The 19,040-nt window shown below is 74.3% G+C and carries 12 protein-coding genes; 7 read left to right on the top strand and 5 right to left on the bottom strand.

The genetic code is table 11. The features are described 5' to 3' along the window. The first annotated feature begins 7 nt into the window (after positions 1–7). From OO57_RS20345 to OO57_RS20320, 6 genes are all read left to right on the top strand, one after another. On the top strand, positions 8–3,121 hold the full coding sequence (locus OO57_RS20345) for a non-ribosomal peptide synthetase (RefSeq protein WP_051778003.1): 3,114 nt from the start codon (positions 8–10) through the stop codon (positions 3,119–3,121). A 27-nt stretch (positions 3,122–3,148) separates the two neighbouring features. Further along, positions 3,149–8,356, top strand: coding sequence for a non-ribosomal peptide synthetase (locus tag OO57_RS39610; RefSeq protein WP_051778002.1), 5,208 nt, complete (start codon positions 3,149–3,151; stop codon positions 8,354–8,356). Then, complete coding sequence (locus OO57_RS20335; protein ID WP_051778001.1) at positions 8,353–9,594, top strand: cytochrome P450; 1,242 nt, start codon at positions 8,353–8,355, stop codon at positions 9,592–9,594. Before OO57_RS39610 ends, OO57_RS20335 begins: the two co-directional genes overlap by 4 nt. 94 nt (positions 9,595–9,688) lie before the next feature. Beyond that, complete coding sequence (locus OO57_RS20330; protein WP_158715178.1) at positions 9,689–10,948, top strand: ATP-grasp domain-containing protein; 1,260 nt, start codon at positions 9,689–9,691, stop codon at positions 10,946–10,948. Beyond that, on the top strand, positions 10,945–12,306 hold the full coding sequence (locus tag OO57_RS20325) for an MFS transporter (RefSeq protein WP_051778000.1): 1,362 nt from the start codon (positions 10,945–10,947) through the stop codon (positions 12,304–12,306). Before OO57_RS20330 ends, OO57_RS20325 begins: the two co-directional genes overlap by 4 nt. Positions 12,307–12,384: 78 nt before the next feature. Further along, positions 12,385–13,362: a sigma-70 family RNA polymerase sigma factor gene (locus OO57_RS20320; RefSeq protein ID WP_051777999.1), complete on the top strand. Its 978-nt coding sequence runs from the start codon at positions 12,385–12,387 to the stop codon at positions 13,360–13,362. Positions 13,363–13,443: 81 nt separating this feature from the next. On the opposite strand, the gene OO57_RS20315 is transcribed toward OO57_RS20320, so the two are convergent. Then, entirely contained in the window at positions 13,444–14,220 is a 777-nt protein-coding gene (locus OO57_RS20315; RefSeq protein WP_051777998.1) for an SDR family NAD(P)-dependent oxidoreductase, read from the bottom strand. Positions 14,221–14,331: 111 nt separating this feature from the next. Here OO57_RS20315 and OO57_RS20310 point away from each other — a divergent pair, with 111 nt between their 5' ends. Next, on the top strand, positions 14,332–14,913 hold the full coding sequence (locus OO57_RS20310; RefSeq protein WP_033253988.1) for a TetR/AcrR family transcriptional regulator: 582 nt from the start codon (positions 14,332–14,334) through the stop codon (positions 14,911–14,913). A 138-nt stretch (positions 14,914–15,051) separates the two neighbouring features. Here OO57_RS20310 and efeU read toward each other — a convergent pair whose 3' ends face one another. From efeU to OO57_RS41280, 4 genes are all read right to left on the bottom strand, one after another. Further along, positions 15,052–15,900 (bottom strand): iron uptake transporter permease EfeU, encoded by an 849-nt coding sequence (gene efeU / locus OO57_RS20305; protein WP_033253987.1) that lies wholly within the window; start codon positions 15,898–15,900, stop codon positions 15,052–15,054. A gap of 45 nt (positions 15,901–15,945) precedes the next feature. Then, complete coding sequence (efeB, locus tag OO57_RS20300; protein ID WP_033253986.1) at positions 15,946–17,241, bottom strand: iron uptake transporter deferrochelatase/peroxidase subunit; 1,296 nt, start codon at positions 17,239–17,241, stop codon at positions 15,946–15,948. Positions 17,242–17,450: 209 nt separating this feature from the next. Then, positions 17,451–18,608, bottom strand: a complete 1,158-nt coding sequence (gene efeO / locus OO57_RS20295) for an iron uptake system protein EfeO (protein ID WP_033253985.1) — start codon at positions 18,606–18,608, stop codon at positions 17,451–17,453. A 331-nt stretch (positions 18,609–18,939) separates the two neighbouring features. Continuing rightward, positions 18,940–19,040, bottom strand: a 101-nt coding sequence (locus OO57_RS41280) for an acyl-CoA dehydrogenase family protein (protein ID WP_155525297.1), incomplete at its 5' end; no start/stop codon positions are given.

The following is a 19,040-nucleotide window of genomic DNA, read 5'->3' as shown; positions in this document are numbered from 1 at the left end:
ACGAACGATGCAAGCCACGCAGGGCTACCCGCGCGAAGCGACGATCCACGGGCTGTTCCTCCAGCAGGCCGGGGCCACGCCCGACGCCCCCGCGGTGGTGGGCGCGCACGGCACGCTGACCTACCGCGAGCTCGCGGAGCGCTCGGCCGCCCTCGCCGCCCGGATCCGCGCCCACGGGGTGCGCCCCGGGGAGCTGGTGGCCGTCCGGGCCGAGCGCAGCCCCGAATGGGTGGTCGCCAACCTGGCCGTGCTGCGGGCCGGGGCCGCGTACCTGCCGGTCAGCCCCGCCGAGCCGGAGCGCCGGGTCGAGTACCTGCTCGACGACGGCGGGGTGCGCCTGCTGCTGGGCGACCGCGAGGGCGAGCTGCCCGGCGGCCGCGGGACACAGATGGCGATCCTGGGCGGCCCGGCCGCCGGGAGCGGCGAGGACGGGGAGCCGGTCGGGCCCGAGGACCTCGCCTACGTGATGTACACCTCGGGCAGCACCGGCAGGCCCAAGGGCGTCATGGTGTGCCACCGCAACGTGGTCCGGCTGGTCCGCGGGACGGACTTCGTGGCGTTCTCCGACCGGATGCGGGTCCTGCAGACCGGTGCGGTGTCCTTCGACGCGAGCACCTTCGAGCTGTGGGGGCCCCTCCTGAACGGCGGCGCGCTCGTGCTGCCCGAGGAGGACGCCGTCCTGGACGCGGGCCGGCTCGGGGCCGCGCTGCGCGAGCACGGGGTCACCACGCTGTGGCTCACCTCGCCGCTGTTCAACCGGCTCGCCCGGCAGGACCCCGCCGCGTTCGCCCCGCTGAGCGACCTGGTGGTCGGCGGCGACGTGGTGGCCGGCGAGCACGTGGCGGCCGTGCTGGCCGCCTGCCCCGGGGTGCGGGTCGTCAACGGCTACGGCCCCACCGAGAACACCACCTTCTCCACCACCCACCGGATCGCCCCGGAGGAGACCGGGGGGCCGCTGCCCATCGGACGGCCCATCGCCCACTCCACCGCCTACGTCCTCGACCCGGCGGGCGCGCCGGTCCCCCCGGGCACCGAGGGCGAGCTGTACGTCGGCGGCGACGGCGTGGCGCTCGGCTACCTGGGCCGGCCCGAGCTCACCGCGCAGGTCTTCCTGCCCGACCCGTTCCTGCCCGGCGGCCGGATGTACCGCACGGGCGACCTGGCGCGGCAGCGGCCGGACGGGGTGGTCGAGTTCCTCGGCCGCGCCGACGGCCAGGTGAAGATCCGGGGCTACCGGATCGAGCCGGGCGAGGTCGAGTCCGCGCTGCGCGGCCACCCCTGCGTCGCGGAGGCCGTCGTCGTGCCGCGCACGCGCGAGGGCGGGGACGCCACGGACCGCTACCTGGCCGCCTACTTCACCGAGGCCGAGCCGCTCGACGTCCGCGAGGTGCGCGAGTACCTGGCGGAGCGACTCCCCCGCCACCTCGTCCCCGGGTACCTCGTCGTGCTCGACGCCCTCCCGCTGACCGCCCACGGCAAGGTCGACCGGTCGGCGCTGCCCGACCCGGCCGACCTGTACGACCTGCCGGTGGAGCACGTGCCGCCGCGGGACGCCGTCGAGGAGCGGCTAGTGGCGATCTGGGAGGCCGCGCTGCCCGGCGCGACCGTCGGCGTGCTCGACTCGGCGTTCGACCACGGCGTCGACTCCCTGGTGGCGGCCGGTCTCGCGACCGCCATCGGGGCGGAGTTCGGCGTCCCGGTGACCGTCGCGGACGTCTTCCGCAACCCGACCGTCGAGGACCTCGCCGTCCTGCTCGGCGAGCGGGTGCCCGAGCCCGCGGGGCCCGCGGCGCTGCCCGCCGCGCCGCCCGCCGACCACTACCCGCTCGCGCCCCAGCAGTACCCGCTGTTCGTGGCGCAGCGCCGGGACGAGAACTCGGTGCAGTACAACGTGCCGCTGCTGCTGGAGCTGCCGGGCGACGCGGACGCGGCGCGGCTGGCGGACGCCTGGCGGGCCCTGGTCGCCCGCCACGAGGTGCTGCGCACCTCGTTCCTGCTGAAGGACGAGCCGGTGCAGGTCGTGCACGCCGCCGTCGATTCGGAGCTGCGCCCCGTCGACGGGGAGCCGCGGCTCGCGGAGCTCGTGCGGCCCTTCGACCTGGCGGCCGCGCCGCTGGCCCGGGCGTCCCTGCACCGCTCCGGCGACCGGTGCGTGCTCTTCGTCGACCTGCACCACCTGGTGGTCGACGGGCTCTCCCTCCGGCAGCTCTTCGGCGACCTCGACGCGCTGTACCGGGGCCTGGAGCTGCCGCCGGTGGCGCCCCGCTACCGGGACTACGCCCACTGGGCGGCCGCGGGGGCGGGCAAGGCGGCCGCGGAGCAGCAGCGGGCGTACTGGACGGCCGCGCTGCGCGACCGCCCGGCCGCGGCCGAGCTGCCCACCGACCGGCCCCGTCCGGCGCTGCGCGACCACGGCGGCGACCTGCTGCCGTTCGGGCTGGGCACCGACCGGACCGCCGCGCTGCGGGCCTTCGCGGTGCAGCGCTCCGTGACGCCCTTCGCGCCGCTGGCGGCCGCGTACGCGGTCTTCCTGGGCCTCGTCACGGGGCAGGAGGACGTCACCGTCGGCATCCCGGCGTCCGGCCGCACCGCGCCGGGCCTCGACTCGGCGGTGGGGATGTTCGTCAACACGGTGCCGCTGCGGCTGCGGCCCGCGGGGGACAAGCCGTTCGGCGCGCTCGTCGCGGAGGCGGCCGCCACCGCCCGGGAGGCGTTCGCGCACCAGGACTTCCCGTACGCCGAGCTGGTCCGCGAGGCCGGGGAGCCGGTGCCCGGCCGCAACCCGCTGTTCGACACCCTGCTCGCCCTGCAGGCGGGCGCGCTGCAGGCCGTCGACCTCCTCGGGGAGCGGGTCCTGCTGCGGCCCCGTCACACCGGGCAGGGCATGGCCGACCTGAACATGCAGGTCTTCGAGGAGCAGGACGACCTGCACATCGAGTGGGAGTACGCGACGGAGCTCTTCGACCGGGCCACGGTCGCCGCGTTCCGCGACACCTTCCTCGGCGTCCTCGACCGGGCGCTCGCGCACCCGGACACGACGGTCGCCGCGCTGGGACGACCGGCCGGTGACGCCGGCCCCGCGGCCGCGCCGGAACTTCCCGGCATCGCCTTCGACTTCTGATCCACACGCCGAGGAGCACCTCCTTCCATGAGTTCTCACCTGACCGTCGGGCAGCGGAAGATCGCCGCCTCGCAGCGGCCCGCCTCGGCCGCGTTCTGGGCCCGCTCCCTCGACGGGTCCCGCGGCACCGGGTTCCCGGCCGACCGCCCCGCGGCCGCCCGCACCGGGCGCACCGCCTCCGCGGCGGTGCTCGACCTCGACCCCGCGCTGGCCGAGCGGCTGACCGCCGTCAGCCGCGGCGACGCGACCGCCCTGCACACGCTGCTCGGCGCGGGCGCGCTCGCGCTGCTGAACGCGTACACCGGGGAGCGCGACCTGGTCGTCGGGCAGCCGCCGACCCTGCCCCAGCCGCTGGCCCGGATCCTGCCGACCCGGCTCGAACTGCTCGCCGACGACACCCTGAAGTCCCTGCTGGGCCGCCTGGGCCGGGCCACCCTGGACGTGCTCGCCCACCAGGACTACCCGGTCGAGCTGGCCGGTGCCGAGGTCGAGGTGGTCGTGGCGCTGGAGGGCCTGCACGCCGCGGAGGCCGTCGAGGCGGTCGCCGCCGACGTGCTGTTCCACGTCCGGCGCGCCGGGGCCGGTTTCACCCTGGACGTGCGGACGGAGCCGGAGCGCTTCTCGGCGCAGAGCGCCGCCCGGCTCGCCGCCCACTACGCACAGTTGCTCACCGCGGCCCTGGCGGCCCCGGACGCCCCGCTCGCCGAGCTGGACCTGCGCACCGCGGCGGACGAGGCCGTGGTCGCCGCGGCCAACGACACCGCCGCGCCGTTCCCCGACGACGTGACCCTGCCGGAGCTGTTCGCCCGCACGGTGGCGGCCGCCCCCGACGCGGTGGCCGTCGTCTCCGGCGACGTCTCCCTCACCTTCGCGGAGCTCGACCGGGCCACCACCCGGCTGGCCCGCACCCTGCGGGAGCGGGGCGTCGGCCGCGAGGCCGTGGTCGGCGTCCTGGCCGAGCGGTCGGTGGAGATGCTGGTCGCGATCGTCGCCGTCCTGAAGGCCGGGGGCGCCTACCTGCCGCTGGACGTCTCGCTGCCGCCCGCCCGCATGACGTACATGCTGGAGGACAGCAAGGCGGCGGTCGTCCTGGCGCAGGCCGACCGGGCCGCCCTGGTGCCGCCGTCCGTGACCGTGCTGGAGCTGTCCGCGGACGCCGGGGACGCCGGGGAGCCGCTGGAGGCGGGGTCGGCGACCGACGCCGCGTACGTCATCTACACCTCCGGGTCCACGGGCGCCCCCAAGGGCGTGGTGGTGGAGCACCGCAGCGTCGTCAACCGGCTGCACTGGATGCAGCGGGCGTACGCCATCGGCGGCACCGACACGGTCCTGCAGAAGACGCCGGTCTCCTTCGACGTCTCGGTGTGGGAGCTGTTCTGGTGGCACATCGAGGGCGCGCGCGTCGCCCTGCTGGCGCCGGGCGGCGAGCGCGAGCCGGAGGCCATCGTGGCCGCCGTGGAGCGGCACGGGGTCACCACCCTGCACTTCGTGCCGACGATGCTCGGCGCGTTCCTCGACTACGTGGCGGCCACCGGCTCGCAGGGGCGCCTGGCCTCGCTGCGCCGGGTCTTCGCCAGCGGCGAGGCGCTGGGCGCGCACCACGTGCGCCGCTTCGCCGAACTCCTGGGCCACGCCGAGCTGGTGAACCTCTACGGTCCCACCGAGGCGACCGTGGACGTCAGCCACCACCGCACGGGCGCCGACGACACCGTGGTCCCGATCGGGCTGCCGATCGACAACACCCGGCTGTACGTGCTCGACGAGCGGCGCCGGGAGCGGCCGGTGGGCCTGCCGGGCGAGCTGTACATCGCCGGTGACGGCCTGGCCCGCGGCTACCTGCACCGGGCGGAGCTGACCGCCGAGCGGTTCGTGGCGGACCCCTTCCCGGGCGAGTCCCGCGCCTACCGCACCGGCGACCTCGTCCGGCGGCTCCCGGACGGCTCGCTGGAGTACCTGGGCCGCAACGACTCCCAGGTCAAGCTCCGCGGCTACCGCATCGAGCTCGGGGAGGTCGAGCGCCGCCTGCTCGACCACCCGGGCGTGGGCGACGCCGCGGTCGTGGTGCGCACCGGCGCGGACGGGCACCAGCGCCTGGTCGGCTACGCCGTGGCGGCCGGGGGCGCCGGTGAGCGGCCCGCGGAGCAGCAGCTGCGCGAGCACCTCGCCGGGGCGCTGCCCGAGTACATGGTCCCGACCCGCGTGGTCGTGCTGGACGCCTTCCCGCTCTCGCCGAACGGCAAGCTCGACCGGGGCGCCCTGCCGGAGCCCGTCACGGAGGCCGTCGGCCACGTGGAGCCCCGCACCGACAGCGAGCGGGCGCTGGCGGCCCTGATCGCCGAGGTGCTCGGCCTCGACCGGATCGGCGTGCACGACAGCTTCTTCACGCTCGGCGGCACCTCGATCCATTTCGTCACCGTGCTGGCCAAGGCGCGCAAGCTCGGCCTGGCCTTCACCTTCCAGCAGCTCTTCGCGAACCCCACCGTCGCCGCCCTGGCGGCCGTGCTGGACGCGGGCGGCACCCGGGAGGAGCTGCGGCACGAGTTCGCCCCGTTCGAGCTGATCAGCGAGGAGGAGCGCGGCCGCCTGCCGGAGGACGTCGAGGACGCCTACCCGATGTCGATGCTGTCCGCGGGCACCATCTTCCAGAGCGAGATGACCCGGGGCAGCTCCCAGTACCACGACATCATCGGCTACCTGATCAGCAGTTCCTTCGACGCGGCGGCCTTCACCGAGGCGGTGCGGATCCTGGTCGACCACAACCCGATCTTCCGCACCAGCTACCGGCTCAGCGGCTTCCGCGACTACCTGCAGCTCGTCCACAAGTCGGTGGACCCGCCGCCGGTGTTCATCGCCGACATCCGCCACCTGGACGACGCGGCCCAGGACGCCTGGTACGAGCAGTGGGAGCGCGAGGAGAAGGCCCACGCCTTCGACTGGGAGTACCCGGGCCTGATCCGGCTGCACGTCCACGTCCTGCGCGACGACCTGTACCGCTACAGCATCAGCCAGCACAACTCGGCGCTGGACGGCTGGAGCATCAACCTGGTGCACACCAAGCTGTTCGAGATCTACCACGCCCTGTGCACCGACGGCGTCTACACCGGCGAGCCGGTCCCCAACCACCTGCGCAACTTCATCGGCCTGGAGCAGCAGTCGATCAACTCGGCGGAGGACCGCCGGTACTGGCTCGACCGGCTGGCGGACCGCCCGCAGACGGTGATCCCGCGGCTGCGGCCGCGGGACGAGGAGGCGGCCTTCGACGTCGTCCTGCAGGACGTGCCGCTGCCGCGCGGGCTCTCCGACCGGATCGTCGCGCTGGCCGGGCGCCTCGGCGTGCCGGTGAAGACCGTCCTGCTGGCCGCCCACATGAAGGTGCACGCCGTGGTGACCGGCGAGCGCGACGTCATGACCGGCTACGAGCACAGCGGCCGCCCCGAGGCCGCGGACGCCGAGAAGGCGTGCGGCCTGTTCCTCAACTCGGTGCCGATGCGGGTGGAGCTCGCCGACGGCAGCTGGGAGGAGCTCGTCCGGCAGGTCTACGACACCGAGACCTCCTTCCTGCCGCACCGCCGCTACCCGATGGCGAAGATGAAGCAGGACCTGCAGACCCAGGTGCCGCTGTTCGAGACCGTCTTCAACTTCACGCACTTCTACTCGCTGAAGAAGCTGCGCGAGCTGCCCGAGTTCTCGCTGCTGGACGTCCGCGCCGTGGCCATCACGGAGTTCCCGTTCCGTTCGGAGTTCTCCCGGCACTTCTACACCGACGAGGTGCAGCTGAGCCTGCACTACCACACCGACGCGTTCGACAACGACCACATCGTGCGCATCGGCGGCTACTTCCTCGCCGCGCTCGACCGGATGACCGCCGACCCCGCGCAGTCGCACGTGTCCGGGCCGCTGCTGGGCGACGAGGAGCTCGCCGCGCTGGCGGAGTTCGGCTCACGCGCGCTGCCCGGCGTGCCCGGCAGCGGGGCCCCCGCGTCCGTCCTGGTCCTCGACCCGGCGGGCCTGCCCGCGGCGATCGGCGCCACCGGCGACGTCGTCCTGGTCGGCGCGGACGGCACCCGTTCCGTCGTCGGCCGGGGGCGCTGGCTGCCCGGCGGCGTGCTGGAGCAGGCCGTCGAGGACGCGGCCGAGCCGGCGGCGCCCGCGGAGGCGGAGGCCGGGGCCGACGGGGAGGCCGACGGCGAGCTGTCCTCGGCCGCCCTGCGGGTGGCGGCGGTCTGGGGCGAGGTGCTCGGCATCGACCCCACCACGATCAGGCTCACCGACGACTTCTTCGAGCTCGGCGGCAACTCGCTGGCGGCGATGCGCGCGGTGATGATGCTCAACGGCCTGCTGACGATCAAGGACGTGATGCGCAACTCCCGGCTGGGCGAGCAGGCCGACCTGGCCGAGAAGCTCACCCAGGACGAGGGCTCCGGCGTCCTGGTGCGGCTCACGCCCGCCGACGACCGGCCCTCGGCGACCCTGGTCTGCTTCCCCTACGGCGCCGGCCACGCGGTGCACTTCCGCCCGGTCGCCGACGCGATGCGGCGCAAGGACGCCTCCTTCGCCGTGCTGGGCGTCGAACTGCCCGGCCACGACCCCAAGTCCGGGGCCGACGAGCTGCGGCCGGTCACCGACATCGCGGCCCTGGTGGTCGAGGAGCTGCTGGCCCAGGAGCGCGGCCGGATCGTCCTGTGGGGCCACTGCGTGGGCTCCGCGCTGGCCATCGAGGTGGCCCGGCTGCTGCGGGCCCGCGGCGTCGACGTGGCGCACCTGTTCATCGGCGCCAAGCTGCTGTACGACGCCGCGGCCCTGCGGGAGTCCATCGACTACGTCTCCTCGATGACGTACGAGGAGATCAAGCACTGGCTGACCGTCGAGACCGGCTTCACCGGGTTCGACGAGCTCGGCGCCTCCTACGCGGACCTGCTGGTGCGCACCTTCCGGCACGACTCGACCAGTGCCAACGCGTACTACCTGACCGCCTACGGGGAGGCCCCCGGCGCGCCGCTGGCGGTGCCGACCACGGCCGTGTACGCGGCCGACGACCCGGTCACCAAGGGCTTCGCGGACAGCTACCGGGAGTGGGAGCCCTTCACCGGCGTCCCGCGGATGCTGGAGGTGCCCGGCGGCGGCCACTACTTCACCCGCACCCGACCGGCCAAGGTCGTCGAGATCGTCCTGGAGACGCTCGCCGGCACCGCCGGGCAGTCCCCGTCCGCCGCCTCGAACGGAGCGGAGCGATGACCACCGCCGACGCGCAGCACACCGGCTTCCCGGACCTCGCCTCCCCCGCGCAGTTCGTCCCGGAGCCGCCCTACCGGGCCTGGGCCGCCATGCGGGACCTGCCGGAACTGCCCTGGCAGGACCGGCCGGACGCCCCCGGCTTCTACTCGGTGACCCGGCACGACCACACCCGGACCGTCCTGCGCGACGTCGCCACGTACAGCTCCGAGTGGGGCATGACGCTGGACAGCACGCTCGGCGTCCGCGACCCCGCGGCGGGCCTGATGATCGAGCTGACCGACAAGCCGCGGCACGCCCGGCTGCGCAAGCTGGTCACCGGGGCGCTCACCCCGCAGTTCGTCCACTCGCTCACCCCGGTCATCGAGCAGCACGCCCGGCGGCTGGCCGAGGCCGCCGTGCGGCAGGGCGAGGTCGACGCGGTGAGCACGCTGACCGCCCCGATGCCGCGGCTGGCCATCGGCTCCATCCTCGGCATCCCCGAGGAGGACCGCGAGGGCGTCGCCGCGATGGCCAGCAGCGCCATCACCGGCACCGAGGCGGCGGGCGCGGCGGCCCCGACCCTGGCCGAGCGCCGCCGCTGCAGCGAAGCCGCCAACAACGACCTCCTGATGTACTTCGTGGAGATCATCGAGGGCGAACCGCACCGGCTGGACCCGAACGGCATGGTCCGCCGCCTGATGGACATCGAGCTGGACGGCGAGCGCCTGAGCACGGACGAGGTGCTGCTCAACTGCCTCAACCTGGCCATCGGCGGCTACGAGACCACGAAGAACGCCGTGGCGGCGGGCCTGTTCCGGCTCGCCACTGCGCCGGGCGCCTGGCAGTGGCTGCGCGAGGACCACGGGCGGATCCCCGCGATGATCGAGGAGATGCTCCGCTTCGACACCCCGGCCATGCACCTCATCCGCACGGTGACCCGCCCGGCCGTGCTCGGCGGGACGGAGCTGAAGGAGGGCGACACGGTCTGCGTCTGGCTCTCGGCGGCCAACCGCGACCCGCTGGTCTTCGAGGCGCCCGACGAGTTCCGACCCGGCCGCACGCCCAACGACCACCTGTCCTTCACCATCGGACCGCACTTCTGCCTGGGCGCCGTCCTGGCCCGGCTGGAGATGCGCTCGCTCTTCACCGAACTGCTCACGCGGGTGGAGTCGGTGGAGGCCCGGTCCGGTCTGGTCCGCAGGCCGTCGAACTTCATCGCCGGGATCGACCGGTTCGACATCGCCCTGCGCCCGGCCTGATCCCCGCCCGCCCGATCCCGTCCGATCCCGGTGGTCCCGGAGCCGTCGCTCCGGGACCGCCGCGCCCTCCGACGAAAGAAAAGAGCCAATGCAGATGGAACTCCCCGCCGGCCGGGTGGTCATGGTCGGCTTCGGCAAACTGCTGCTGAACCAGATGGAGCAGTTCCTGCCGGAGAACAGCGTGGTGGTGGTCGAGGACCCCGACATCATCCGCAAGCGGGCGGTGCACGACGCCGCGGCCGACCTGCGCTGCGTCGGCTCCGTCGTCGCCGCCCCCTACCACCAGGACCTCGCCCTGGTGGCGGCCGTCGAGGAGCACCTGGCGGGAGGGCCCGTCGCGCTCGTCATCGCCGGCCTGGAGTACGGCGTCCACGGCGCGGCCGTCCTGGCCGAGCGGTTCGGGCGGCCCGGTGCCGGCGCCGGGGCCGCCGCCGCCCTCACCGACAAGCTGCGGCTCCGGGCGGCCGCGCAGGCCGGGGGGCTGCGCAACCCCGAGTGGACCGAGGTCTACGGGCCCGCGGACGCCGAGGCGTTCGCCGCCGGCGGCCCCGTCGTCCTCAAGCCCGCGAACCGGCACGCCTCGCTGGGCGTCCAGCTGCTGGAGCCGGGCGACGACATCGCCGCGGCCTGGGAGCTGACGGTGGCCGCCCAGGACGACCTGATGCTGCCCGACCGGGAGCTCGCCTGGCGCTACATGGCCGAGCGCCGCCTGTACGGCCACGAGTACAGCGTCGAGGCCCTGGTCCGCGGCGGGGAGGTCCTGTTCCTGAACGTCACGGACAAGCTCACCGCGGGCGGCCGCTACCCGGTCGAGCTGGGCCACGTCGTCCCGGCCGACCTCCCGGACGACGTGCGGCGGGGCTTCGAGGAGGCCATGGCGCGCTTCGTCCGGGCCATCGGGTACGACACCGGCATCCTGCACGCCGAGTGGATGCTCGACGAGCAGGGCCCGGTCCTCATCGAGTGCGCGGGCCGGGTGCCCGGCGACTCGATCACCTTCCTGCTCGACGCGGCGTACGGCGGCAACGTCATCCGCACCCTCGTCGAGCTGCTGGCCGGCGGCAGCCCGAAGCTGCCCGGCGGCGCACCGATGGGCGCCGCGATCCGCTTCCTGACCGCGCCCGCGGGCACGGTGCGGGAGGTGACGGGCGTCGAGGAGGTGCAGCAGCGGACCGGCGTGCTGCGCGCCGCCGTCACGGTGGCCCCCGGCGACCGGGTCGCGGAACTGCGCTCCTCGTGGGACCGGATCGGCGAGGTCATGGTGCTCGCCGCGGGCCCGGCCCAGGCCCGCGCCGCCGCCGAGGACGCGGCCGCCGCCGTCCGCATCGCGGTGGACGCCGAGGTCGCGCCGTGAGCGCCGGGCAGCCGGAGGACGGCGCGCAGCCGGAGGACGGCGGGCAGGCGCAGGCCGGTGGTCGTACGGCCCGCCTGCGGGAGAAGCTGCTGGGCCCGGCCGTCACCGGCGGGGGCGTCGCCTTCCTCGCGATCGGGCTGATCGACGCCATCGGCACGGGCATGTACCTGGCGGGCTCGGCCCTGTTCTTCACCAAGGTGGTGGGGCTGACGGCGTCCCAGGTGGGCATCGGCCTCTCGGTCGCCGGTGTGCTCGGGCTCGCCGCCCAGCCGGTGATCGGCTGGCTGGCGGACCGCTGGACGCCGCGCAAGCTCCTGCTGCTGCTCAACCTCTACCGGGCCTGCGGCTTCATCGCCTACGTGTTCGCCGACGACTTCCTCAGCTTCCTGCTCATCGCGGCCTTCCTGGGCGTCGGCGAGCAGGCGGTGTTCCCGATCTACCAGGCCCTCGCCGAGCAGTTGGCGGGCGCGGACGGGCGCGTCGCGATGATGGCGCGCATGCGCGTCGTGTTCAACGTGGGCTTCACCCTCGGCGGCCTGCTCGCCAGCATCGCCATCGCGGTGGGCACCCGCGAGGCGTTCAGCGCGATCGTGCTGGGCAACGCGGCGTCGTTCGTCGCCGCCGCCCTGCTGCTGAGCCGGCTCCGGCTGCGCAACCCGGCCGCCCCGGCCGGGCAGCAGGCCGGGCAGAAGGCCAAGAAGTCGCCGCTGCGCCTGGTCGCCCTGCGCGACCTGCGCTACCTGGCCGTCGCCGCGGTCAACGGCGTGCTGGTCCTGCACATCGCCCTGCTCGGCATCGGCGTGCCGCTGTGGGTCAGCGAGCACACCGACGCGCCCAAGGCCCTGGTCGGACTGCTGCTGGTGGTCAACACCGTGCTCGCCGTCCTCTTCCAGGTCCGGGCCTCGGCCGGCACCGAGAACGTCGCGGGCGGCGTCCGGGCGATGCACCGGGCGGCGGCGGCCCTGGTCGGCGCCTGCGCGCTGTTCGCCCTCGCGGGCTCCGACCTGCCGGTCGCCGCGGTCGTCGCCGTCCTGCTGCTCGGGCTGGTCCTGCTGACCGCGGGCGAGCTCTACCAGTCCGCGGGCGGCTGGGGGCTGTCGTACGCCCTGGCTCCGGACCACTCCCGGGCCGAGTACCTGGCCACCTTCAACCTGGGGACGAGCGCCCAGTTCGTGCTCGGCCCCACCATCGTCACCGTCGGGGTGATCGGCAGCGGCACCGCGGGCTGGGGGGTGCTCGGCGTCGTCTTCCTGCTCGCCGGGGCGCTGGTCGGCCCGCTCGCCAGGGCCGCCGAGAAGCGGCCGGCGCTGCACAGCGCCGACCCGCAGCCGGAGCCGGCCGCGGCGAGCAGCGCCTGACCGCGGGGCGACGGATCCCGGTCCGGGATCCGTCGCCCCGCCCGTGTCGGACCTGCGTACTAGGCTGACCCCGTGCCAATGATCATGGATCACGACGGGGTCACCGATCGACTGGAGCCGTTCCGGCGGGAGTTGACGGCGTACTGCTACCGGATGCTGGGCTCCGCCTTCGAGGCGGAGGACGCGGTGCAGGAGACCCTGCTGCGCGCCTGGGCGAAGTTCGACGGCTTCCAGGGCCGCTCCGCCCTGCGGACGTGGCTGTACCGGATCGCCACCAACGTCTGCCTGGACATGGCCCCGGCCGCCCAGCGCCGGGCCCGCCCGATGGACCTCACCTCCCCCTGCCCGGCGAACGCGCCGGACCTGGCCCAGCTCCAGGAGAACGTCTGGGTCGGCCCGGTGCCGGACGAGCGGGTCCTCTCCGGGGACCCGGCGGAGGTCGCGGTCGGCCGGGAGTCGATCCGGCTGGCGTTCGTCTCCGCCCTGCAGAAGCTCCCGGCCCGGCAGCGCGCCGTCCTGATCCTGCGCGAGGTGCTGGCCTGGTCCGCCGCCGAGACGGCGGAACTGCTGGAGAGCACGGTCGCCTCGGTGAACAGCGCCCTGCAGCGCGCCCGGGCCACCATGTCCGCCCAGGGCCCCGCCGGAGACGTCCTCGACCCGCTGGACGAGACCCAGCGCGCGCTGCTCGCCCGCTACGTCCGGGCCTTCGAGTCCTTCGACATCGCGGGCCTCCAGCGCCTCCTGCACGAGGACGCGGTGCTGAACATGCCGCCGTTCCAGATGTGGGTGCGGGGCGTCGTCGAACTCGGCGAGTGGTGGCAGGGCGCGGGCTGCGGCTGCGCGGGCTCCCGCCTGCTGCCCGTCGCCGCCAACGGCAGCCCCGCCTTCGCCCAGTACCGCCCCGCCGAGGACGGCAACGGCTGGACGCCCTGGGGCATCACCACCCTGGAGATCGTCGACGGCCGGATCGCCACCATGACCAACCACATGGACGTCGACCGCCTCTTCCCCCTCTGGAACCTCCCCCCGCGCCTGCCCGCCGACCCCGCTGCCTGAGCCCCACGGGGGACGACTGCCGGGCCGCGGACCTCGACGCCGCCACCGACGGCCTCGCGGGTGGCGCCCCGCGCCCCCTGCTCAGACGAAGTAGCCGCCGTCGACGGCCAGCACGCTGCCGGTGACGAACGCGGCGGCGGGTGTGGCGAGGAAGACCACGGCGGCGGCGACCTCCTCGGGGCGGCCGTAGCGGCCGAGCGCGTTGGCGGCGCGCTGGAAGTCGGCGTGCGGGCCGTCCTCGGGGTTCATCTCGGTGTGGGTGGAGCCGGGCTGCACCACGTTGACGGTGATGCCGCGGTCGGCGAGTTCCTGGGCGGCGGCGCGGCTGTAGGCGACGACGGCGGCCTTGGTGGCGGCGTAGTCGGCGAGGCCGGGGCGGCCGGGGCGGGCGGCGAGGTTGGAGCCGATGGTGACGATGCGTCCGCCGTCGGGGAGCAGGCCGGCGGCGGCCCGGATCGCGGCGCCCACCCCGCCCACGTTGACCGCGTGCTGGCGGGCCAGGGCCTGCGCGTCCACCTCGCCGGTGATCGGGCCGGGGGCGATGACGCCCGCGTTGTTGACCAGGATGTCGAGCCGTCCGAAGTCCGCCGCGACGGCGGCGACCAGGGCCGCGACCTGGTCGGCGTCGCCCTGGTCGGCCCGGTACGCGGCGGCCCGCCGCCCGAGCGCCTCGATCCGCCGCACGACCTCCGCGGCGCGCGGGGCGGAGCCGCTGTGGCTGAGGGCGACGTCCGCCCCGGCGGCGGCCAGGGCGAGGGCGGTGGCGGCGCCGATGCCGCGGGAGCCGCCGGTGACCAGGGCGGTACGGCCGGCCAGGGCGTCGGGTGCGAAGACGGCGGTGGTGGTCGGGTGCGTCATGTCGGGTTCCCCTCCGAGATGTGTACCGCTCGGTACACATCGGGGACGCTACCATATCGATCGGTACAGAATCACCGGCCGACTCCCCGACCCCCCGGAAGGCAGGACGACATGACGGGCCGTCCGCGCGCGTTCGACCGCGACGAGGCGCTCGACCGCGCCGTGCGGGTCTTCTGGCGGCACGGCTACGAAGGCACCGCGCTCTCCGACCTCACCGCCGCGATGGGCATCAACCGACCCAGCCTGTACGCGGCGTACGGCAACAAGGAGGCGCTGTTCCGCCAGTGCCTGGACCGCTACCACCAGGGCCCGGCCCGGCACGTCGGGGAGTCCCTGGCCGAACCCACCGCCCGCGCCGTCGCCGAGCGCCTGCTGCACGGCACCGTCGCGGTGGTGACCCGCGAGGAGGGCCCCGGCTGCCTCCTGGTGCACGGCGCCCTCGCCACCGGCCCCGGCTCGGAGGCGGTCCGCGCCGAGAGCGCCGCCCGCCGCGCGGCCCACCGCGCGGCCCTGTGCGCCCGCCTCGAACGGGCCGCCCGGGCCGGGGAGTTCCCCCCGGGCACCGACCCCGCCCTGCTCGCCGACCACCTGACCGCCCTCACCCACGGCCTGGCCGTCCAGGCCACCGAGGGCCTCCCCGCCGCCCGCCTGCACCGGATCGCCGCCCACGCCCTGCAGCACTGGCCGCACTGACCCGGCCGGAAACGGCCCGGAACGGCCCGACCCGGCCCGGCCCGGAACAGCCGGAAGCAGCCGGAAAGGGCCGGGAACGGCGAACCGCCCGGCGGCCGCGTGGTGCGCGGCTGCCGGGCGGTCGGTGCGTCCGGGGACTCAGACGGCCTTGGCCTCCGGGGCGGCGGCCTTGGCGGGCTCGGACGGGGAGCCGACGGGCTTGCGGAAGAAGAAGTACAGCGTCGGCACCAGGTAGAGCGCCCAGACCCAGACCTGGACCTTGGTCGGGTCGGGCTGGAAGTTGAACACGCCCTTCAGCAGCGTCCCGTACCAGCTGTCGGCGGGGACGGTGCTGGAGATGTCGAACGCGTGGGCGTGCACGCCGGGGATCCAGTCGGCCTCCTGGAGGTCGTGCACGCCGTAGGCGAGGACGCCCGCGGCGACGACGACCAGCATGCCGCCGGTCCAGGTGAAGAACTTGGCGAGGTTGATCTTCAGGGCGCCGCGGTAGAACAGCCAGCCGAGCACGACCGAGGTGAGCAGGCCGAGGGTGGCGCCGACCAGCGGGTTCCAGCCGTCGCCGGTGGCCTGGACGGCGGTCCAGATGAACAGGGACGTCTCCAGGCCCTCGCGGCCGACCGCCAGGAAGGCGGTGAGGACGAGGGCGCCGGTGCCCATGGCGAGCGCGGCGTCGAGCTTGCCCTGGAGCTCGCTCCTCAGGTGGCGCGCGGTGCGGCGCATCCAGAAGACCATCCAGGTGACCAGGCCGACGGCGATGATCGACAGGCTGCCGCCGAGGGCCTCCTGGGCCTTGAAGGAGAGCTCGTTGGAGCCGAACTGCAGCACCGCGCCGAAGGCCATGGCCAGGGCGACGGCGGATCCGACGCCGGTCCACACCGGGCCGAGGCGGTCCTTGCGCCCGGTCTTGACCAGGTAGGCGATCAGGATGCAGACCACCAGGCTGGCTTCGAGGCCCTCGCGCAGGCCGATCAGGTAGTTGGCGAACACGGCGGTTCTCCTCCTTCGGGACTTCAGAAGAGTGGGGGCGGGGGGTCAGCCGAAGAGGGTCTGGCCCCACCACTCGCCGGGCTTGCGGACACCGGGCGGGCAGGCGAAGTGGGCGGATCCGACGTGGGTGATGTACTCGTTCAGCTTGTCGTTGGCCGCGAGCTTGGTCTGCAGCGGGACGAACGCCTTGCGGGTGTCGCGCTGGTACGCCAGGAAGAACAGTCCGGCGTCCAGGCGGCCGAGGCCGTCGGTGCCGTCGGTGAAGGAGTAGCCTCGGCGCAGGATCGTCAGCCCGCCGTTGCTGTCGGGGTGCGACAGGCGCACGTGCGAGTCGACGGGCATCGCCGACAGGTCGGGGGCGTCGCGCTCCTTCTGCTTGCCGTAGGGGGCGCCCTCGATCTTGGTGCGGCCGAAGGTGTCCTCCTGCTCCTTGAGCGAGGAGCGGTCCCAGGTCTCGATGGTCATCCGGATCCGGCGGGCGACCAGGTAGGAGCCGCCGGTCATCCAGTCGGCGCCGTCGCCGGGGGCGACCCAGACGTGCTGGGCGAGGGCGTCGGCGTCGGTCCCGGCGATGTTGTGGGTGCCGTCCTTGAAGCCCATCAGGTTGCGCGGGGTCTGGCTGTCCGGCGTGGTGGAGGAGGTCTTGCCGAAGCCGAGCTGCGACCAGCGGACGTTGACCACGCCCATGCCGATCCTCGCCAGGTTGCGGATGGCGTGCACGGCGACCTGCGGGTCGTCGGCGCAGGCCTGGATGCACAGGTCGCCGCCGCTGCGGCCGTCCTCCAGCCGGTCGCCCTTGAACTTGGGCAGGTCGACCAGCGCCTCCGGCAGCTTCGCCTTCAGCCCGAACCGGTCCGCGCCGTCCTTGTCGAACAGGGTGCGTCCGAACCCGATGGTCAGCGTCAGCCGGGAGGCGGGCAGGCCGAGCGCCTCGCCGGTGTCGTCCGGCGGCGACTCGGGGACGACGCCGACGGCGCCGCCGCCGACCTCGCGGCCGCCGGTGAGGGAGGCGGCGGCCTTGGTCCAGTCCTTGAGCATCTTGACCAGGGCGTCCCGGTCGTCGGTGATCACGTCGAAGGCGGCGAAGTGCAGCCGGTCCTGGACGGGGGTGGAGATGCCCGACTGGTGCTCGCCGTAGAACGGGACGTCGGGGGTCTGCGGCGCGGTGCCGCCGCCGTCCTCGGCCGACATGGTCGCGGCGGCGACCGTGCCCACCGCGGCCGCACCGAGCGCGACGCCGGCCCCCGCCCAGCCTATGACGGCCCGTCGGCTGAGCCCGGCGCGCTGCGCCTGCCCGCCGTCCTCGGCGGGGGCCGCCTGCTGCTCGTTCTCGGCGTCCATCTCTGGCGTTCCCTCTCGGACGTGAAACCGGGTACGGGTGCTGCCGCGGCTGCAGCAGCACCCTGACGGAGACTTAGCTTACGCTGCCCTTACCAGGGCGTTCGCGCGGCCCGTCCCCCTTGACCTGGGCTTGACCGTGCCCGGCCGCGCCCGTGCGCTCGCGGAGCCCGCCGGCGGGGCCCCTCCGCGGGGCCCGCCGGCGGTGCCCGCTACTTGACGACGACCGCGGCGGCCAGCTTGGACAGCGGCTCGCCCAGCGAGTTCACCGCGTCCGAGAAGGCCTTGCGCTCGTCCTCGGTGACCTTGTCGTACGAGGTGTAGGTGCCGTCCGCGGCGCGGTACTTGCCGAGCAGCTCGGTGATCTTCTCGAACTCGGCGTCCAGGGTCTTGGACAGCTCCGGCTCGTTCTCGGAGGCGACCGGCTTGAGCAGCTCGTAGGCCTGGCGGGCGCCCTCGACGTTGGCGGCGAAGTCCGACAGGTCGGTGTGGCTGTAGCGGTCCTCCTCGCCGGTGATCTTGTTCTTGGAGACCTCGTCCAGCAGTTCCTTGGCGCCGTTGGCCATGCCGGTGGGGGTGATCTCGGCGGCGGGGATGCGCTGCTGCCAGTCCTTCAGGTCGGCGACCAGCTGGGTGGCGAGGGCCTTCTCCTCGTCGCCGATCCTGCCGTCCACCCAGAGCGACTTCTCGATCCGGTGCCAGCCGGTCCAGGCCTGGCCCTCCTCCAGCGCGTCCTCGCGGGTGTCGGTCTTCGGGTCGATGTCGCCGAAGCTCTCGGCCACCGGCTCGGTGCGCTCCCAGCCGATCCGGGAGGCGGCGAACAGCGACTTGGCCTTCTCCACGTCGCCCGCGGTGACGGCGGCCGCGAACTGCTCGACCACCGGGATGGTCGCGTCGGCCTGCTCCTGGGCGTAGGTGCGGTAGTCGGTGACCGCCTGGGTCAGCCGGTCGTCCGCCTTGGCGGAGGCCGAGGCGCCCGCCGTGACGGTGATCTTCTGCCGGATGCCGTCGCCGGTCATGCCCGGCTTGCAGGCCACCTCGTAGGTGCCGGCCTTGATCTCGGCGTTGATGGTGACCTTGGTGCCGGGGCCGATGTTCTCCCGCTCGGTGACGATCTTGTCGCCGTCGCCGTAGACGTACACCTCGGTGACCTTGCCGCCCTTGTTCGACACCGCCAGCTCGACGTGCCCGGCCGGGAAGGAGGTCTTCGACAGCTCGCACTTGTCGTCCGTCGCGGTGACCTGCACCGGCCCGGACGCGCCGTCCGCCGAGGCCGGGGCGCCGTCGTCCTTCTTGGAGCACCCCACCAGCGCGGCACCCGCCACGGCGAGGACGAGGAACGCGGCGGCGGACGTACGGCGGGCGGGCATGCTCACTCCAGGGACGAGGGGGACGCGGGGTCTGAACCGATGCGGCGGCCGCGCGGAGTGCTCCCCCCGAGGCCGCCCAGTAAGCTAAGGCATACCTTAGGTCCCCCGCCACGCCGGGTCGACACCCCGCGCCGCGGGAACCTGCCCCGCCGGGTGCCCGGCACCCGCCATTTCAAGCCAACTCCCGGGAGCAGCCCAGGAGTTCACCGCCACCCCCGCAGCCACACCCGCCCCGCGTGTGACCGGAACCACTCGCTCCCGAACGCCGCCGGGGGCGCGGGCCACTCCCCGCGCCCCCGCTGCCGCCCCCGTCGTCCGTACTGTCCGTCCGTCAGGGGAGGTTGCGGGCCATGACGATGCGCTGGACCTGGTTGGTGCCCTCGTAGATCTGGGTGATCTTCGCGTCGCGCATCATCCGCTCCACCGGGTAGT

This window comes from Kitasatospora phosalacinea (assembly GCF_000717185.1).
Lineage (GTDB): Bacteria > Actinomycetota > Actinomycetes > Streptomycetales > Streptomycetaceae > Kitasatospora > Kitasatospora phosalacinea_A.
Note: the sequence above shows the minus strand (reverse complement) of the source record. Positions and strands in the feature narration are given on the sequence as shown.

Bases quoted from the DNA above. Each gene is read 5' to 3' on its own strand.
- OO57_RS20345 (WP_051778003.1), top strand. From the start codon at position 8: ATGCAAGCCACGCAGGGCTACCCGCGCGAAGCGACGATCCACGGGCTG.
- OO57_RS39610 (WP_051778002.1), top strand. From the start codon at position 3,149: ATGAGTTCTCACCTGACCGTCGGGCAGCGGAAGATCGCCGCCTCGCAG.
- OO57_RS20335 (WP_051778001.1), top strand. From the start codon at position 8,353: ATGACCACCGCCGACGCGCAGCACACCGGCTTCCCGGACCTCGCCTCC.
- OO57_RS20330 (WP_158715178.1), top strand. From the start codon at position 9,689: ATGGAACTCCCCGCCGGCCGGGTGGTCATGGTCGGCTTCGGCAAACTG.
- OO57_RS20320 (WP_051777999.1), top strand. From the start codon at position 12,385: ATGATCATGGATCACGACGGGGTCACCGATCGACTGGAGCCGTTCCGG.
- OO57_RS20315 (WP_051777998.1), bottom strand. From the start codon at position 14,220: ATGACGCACCCGACCACCACCGCCGTCTTCGCACCCGACGCCCTGGCC.
- OO57_RS20310 (WP_033253988.1), top strand. From the start codon at position 14,332: ATGACGGGCCGTCCGCGCGCGTTCGACCGCGACGAGGCGCTCGACCGC.
- efeB (WP_033253986.1), bottom strand. From the start codon at position 17,241: ATGGACGCCGAGAACGAGCAGCAGGCGGCCCCCGCCGAGGACGGCGGG.
- efeO (WP_033253985.1), bottom strand. From the start codon at position 18,608: ATGCCCGCCCGCCGTACGTCCGCCGCCGCGTTCCTCGTCCTCGCCGTG.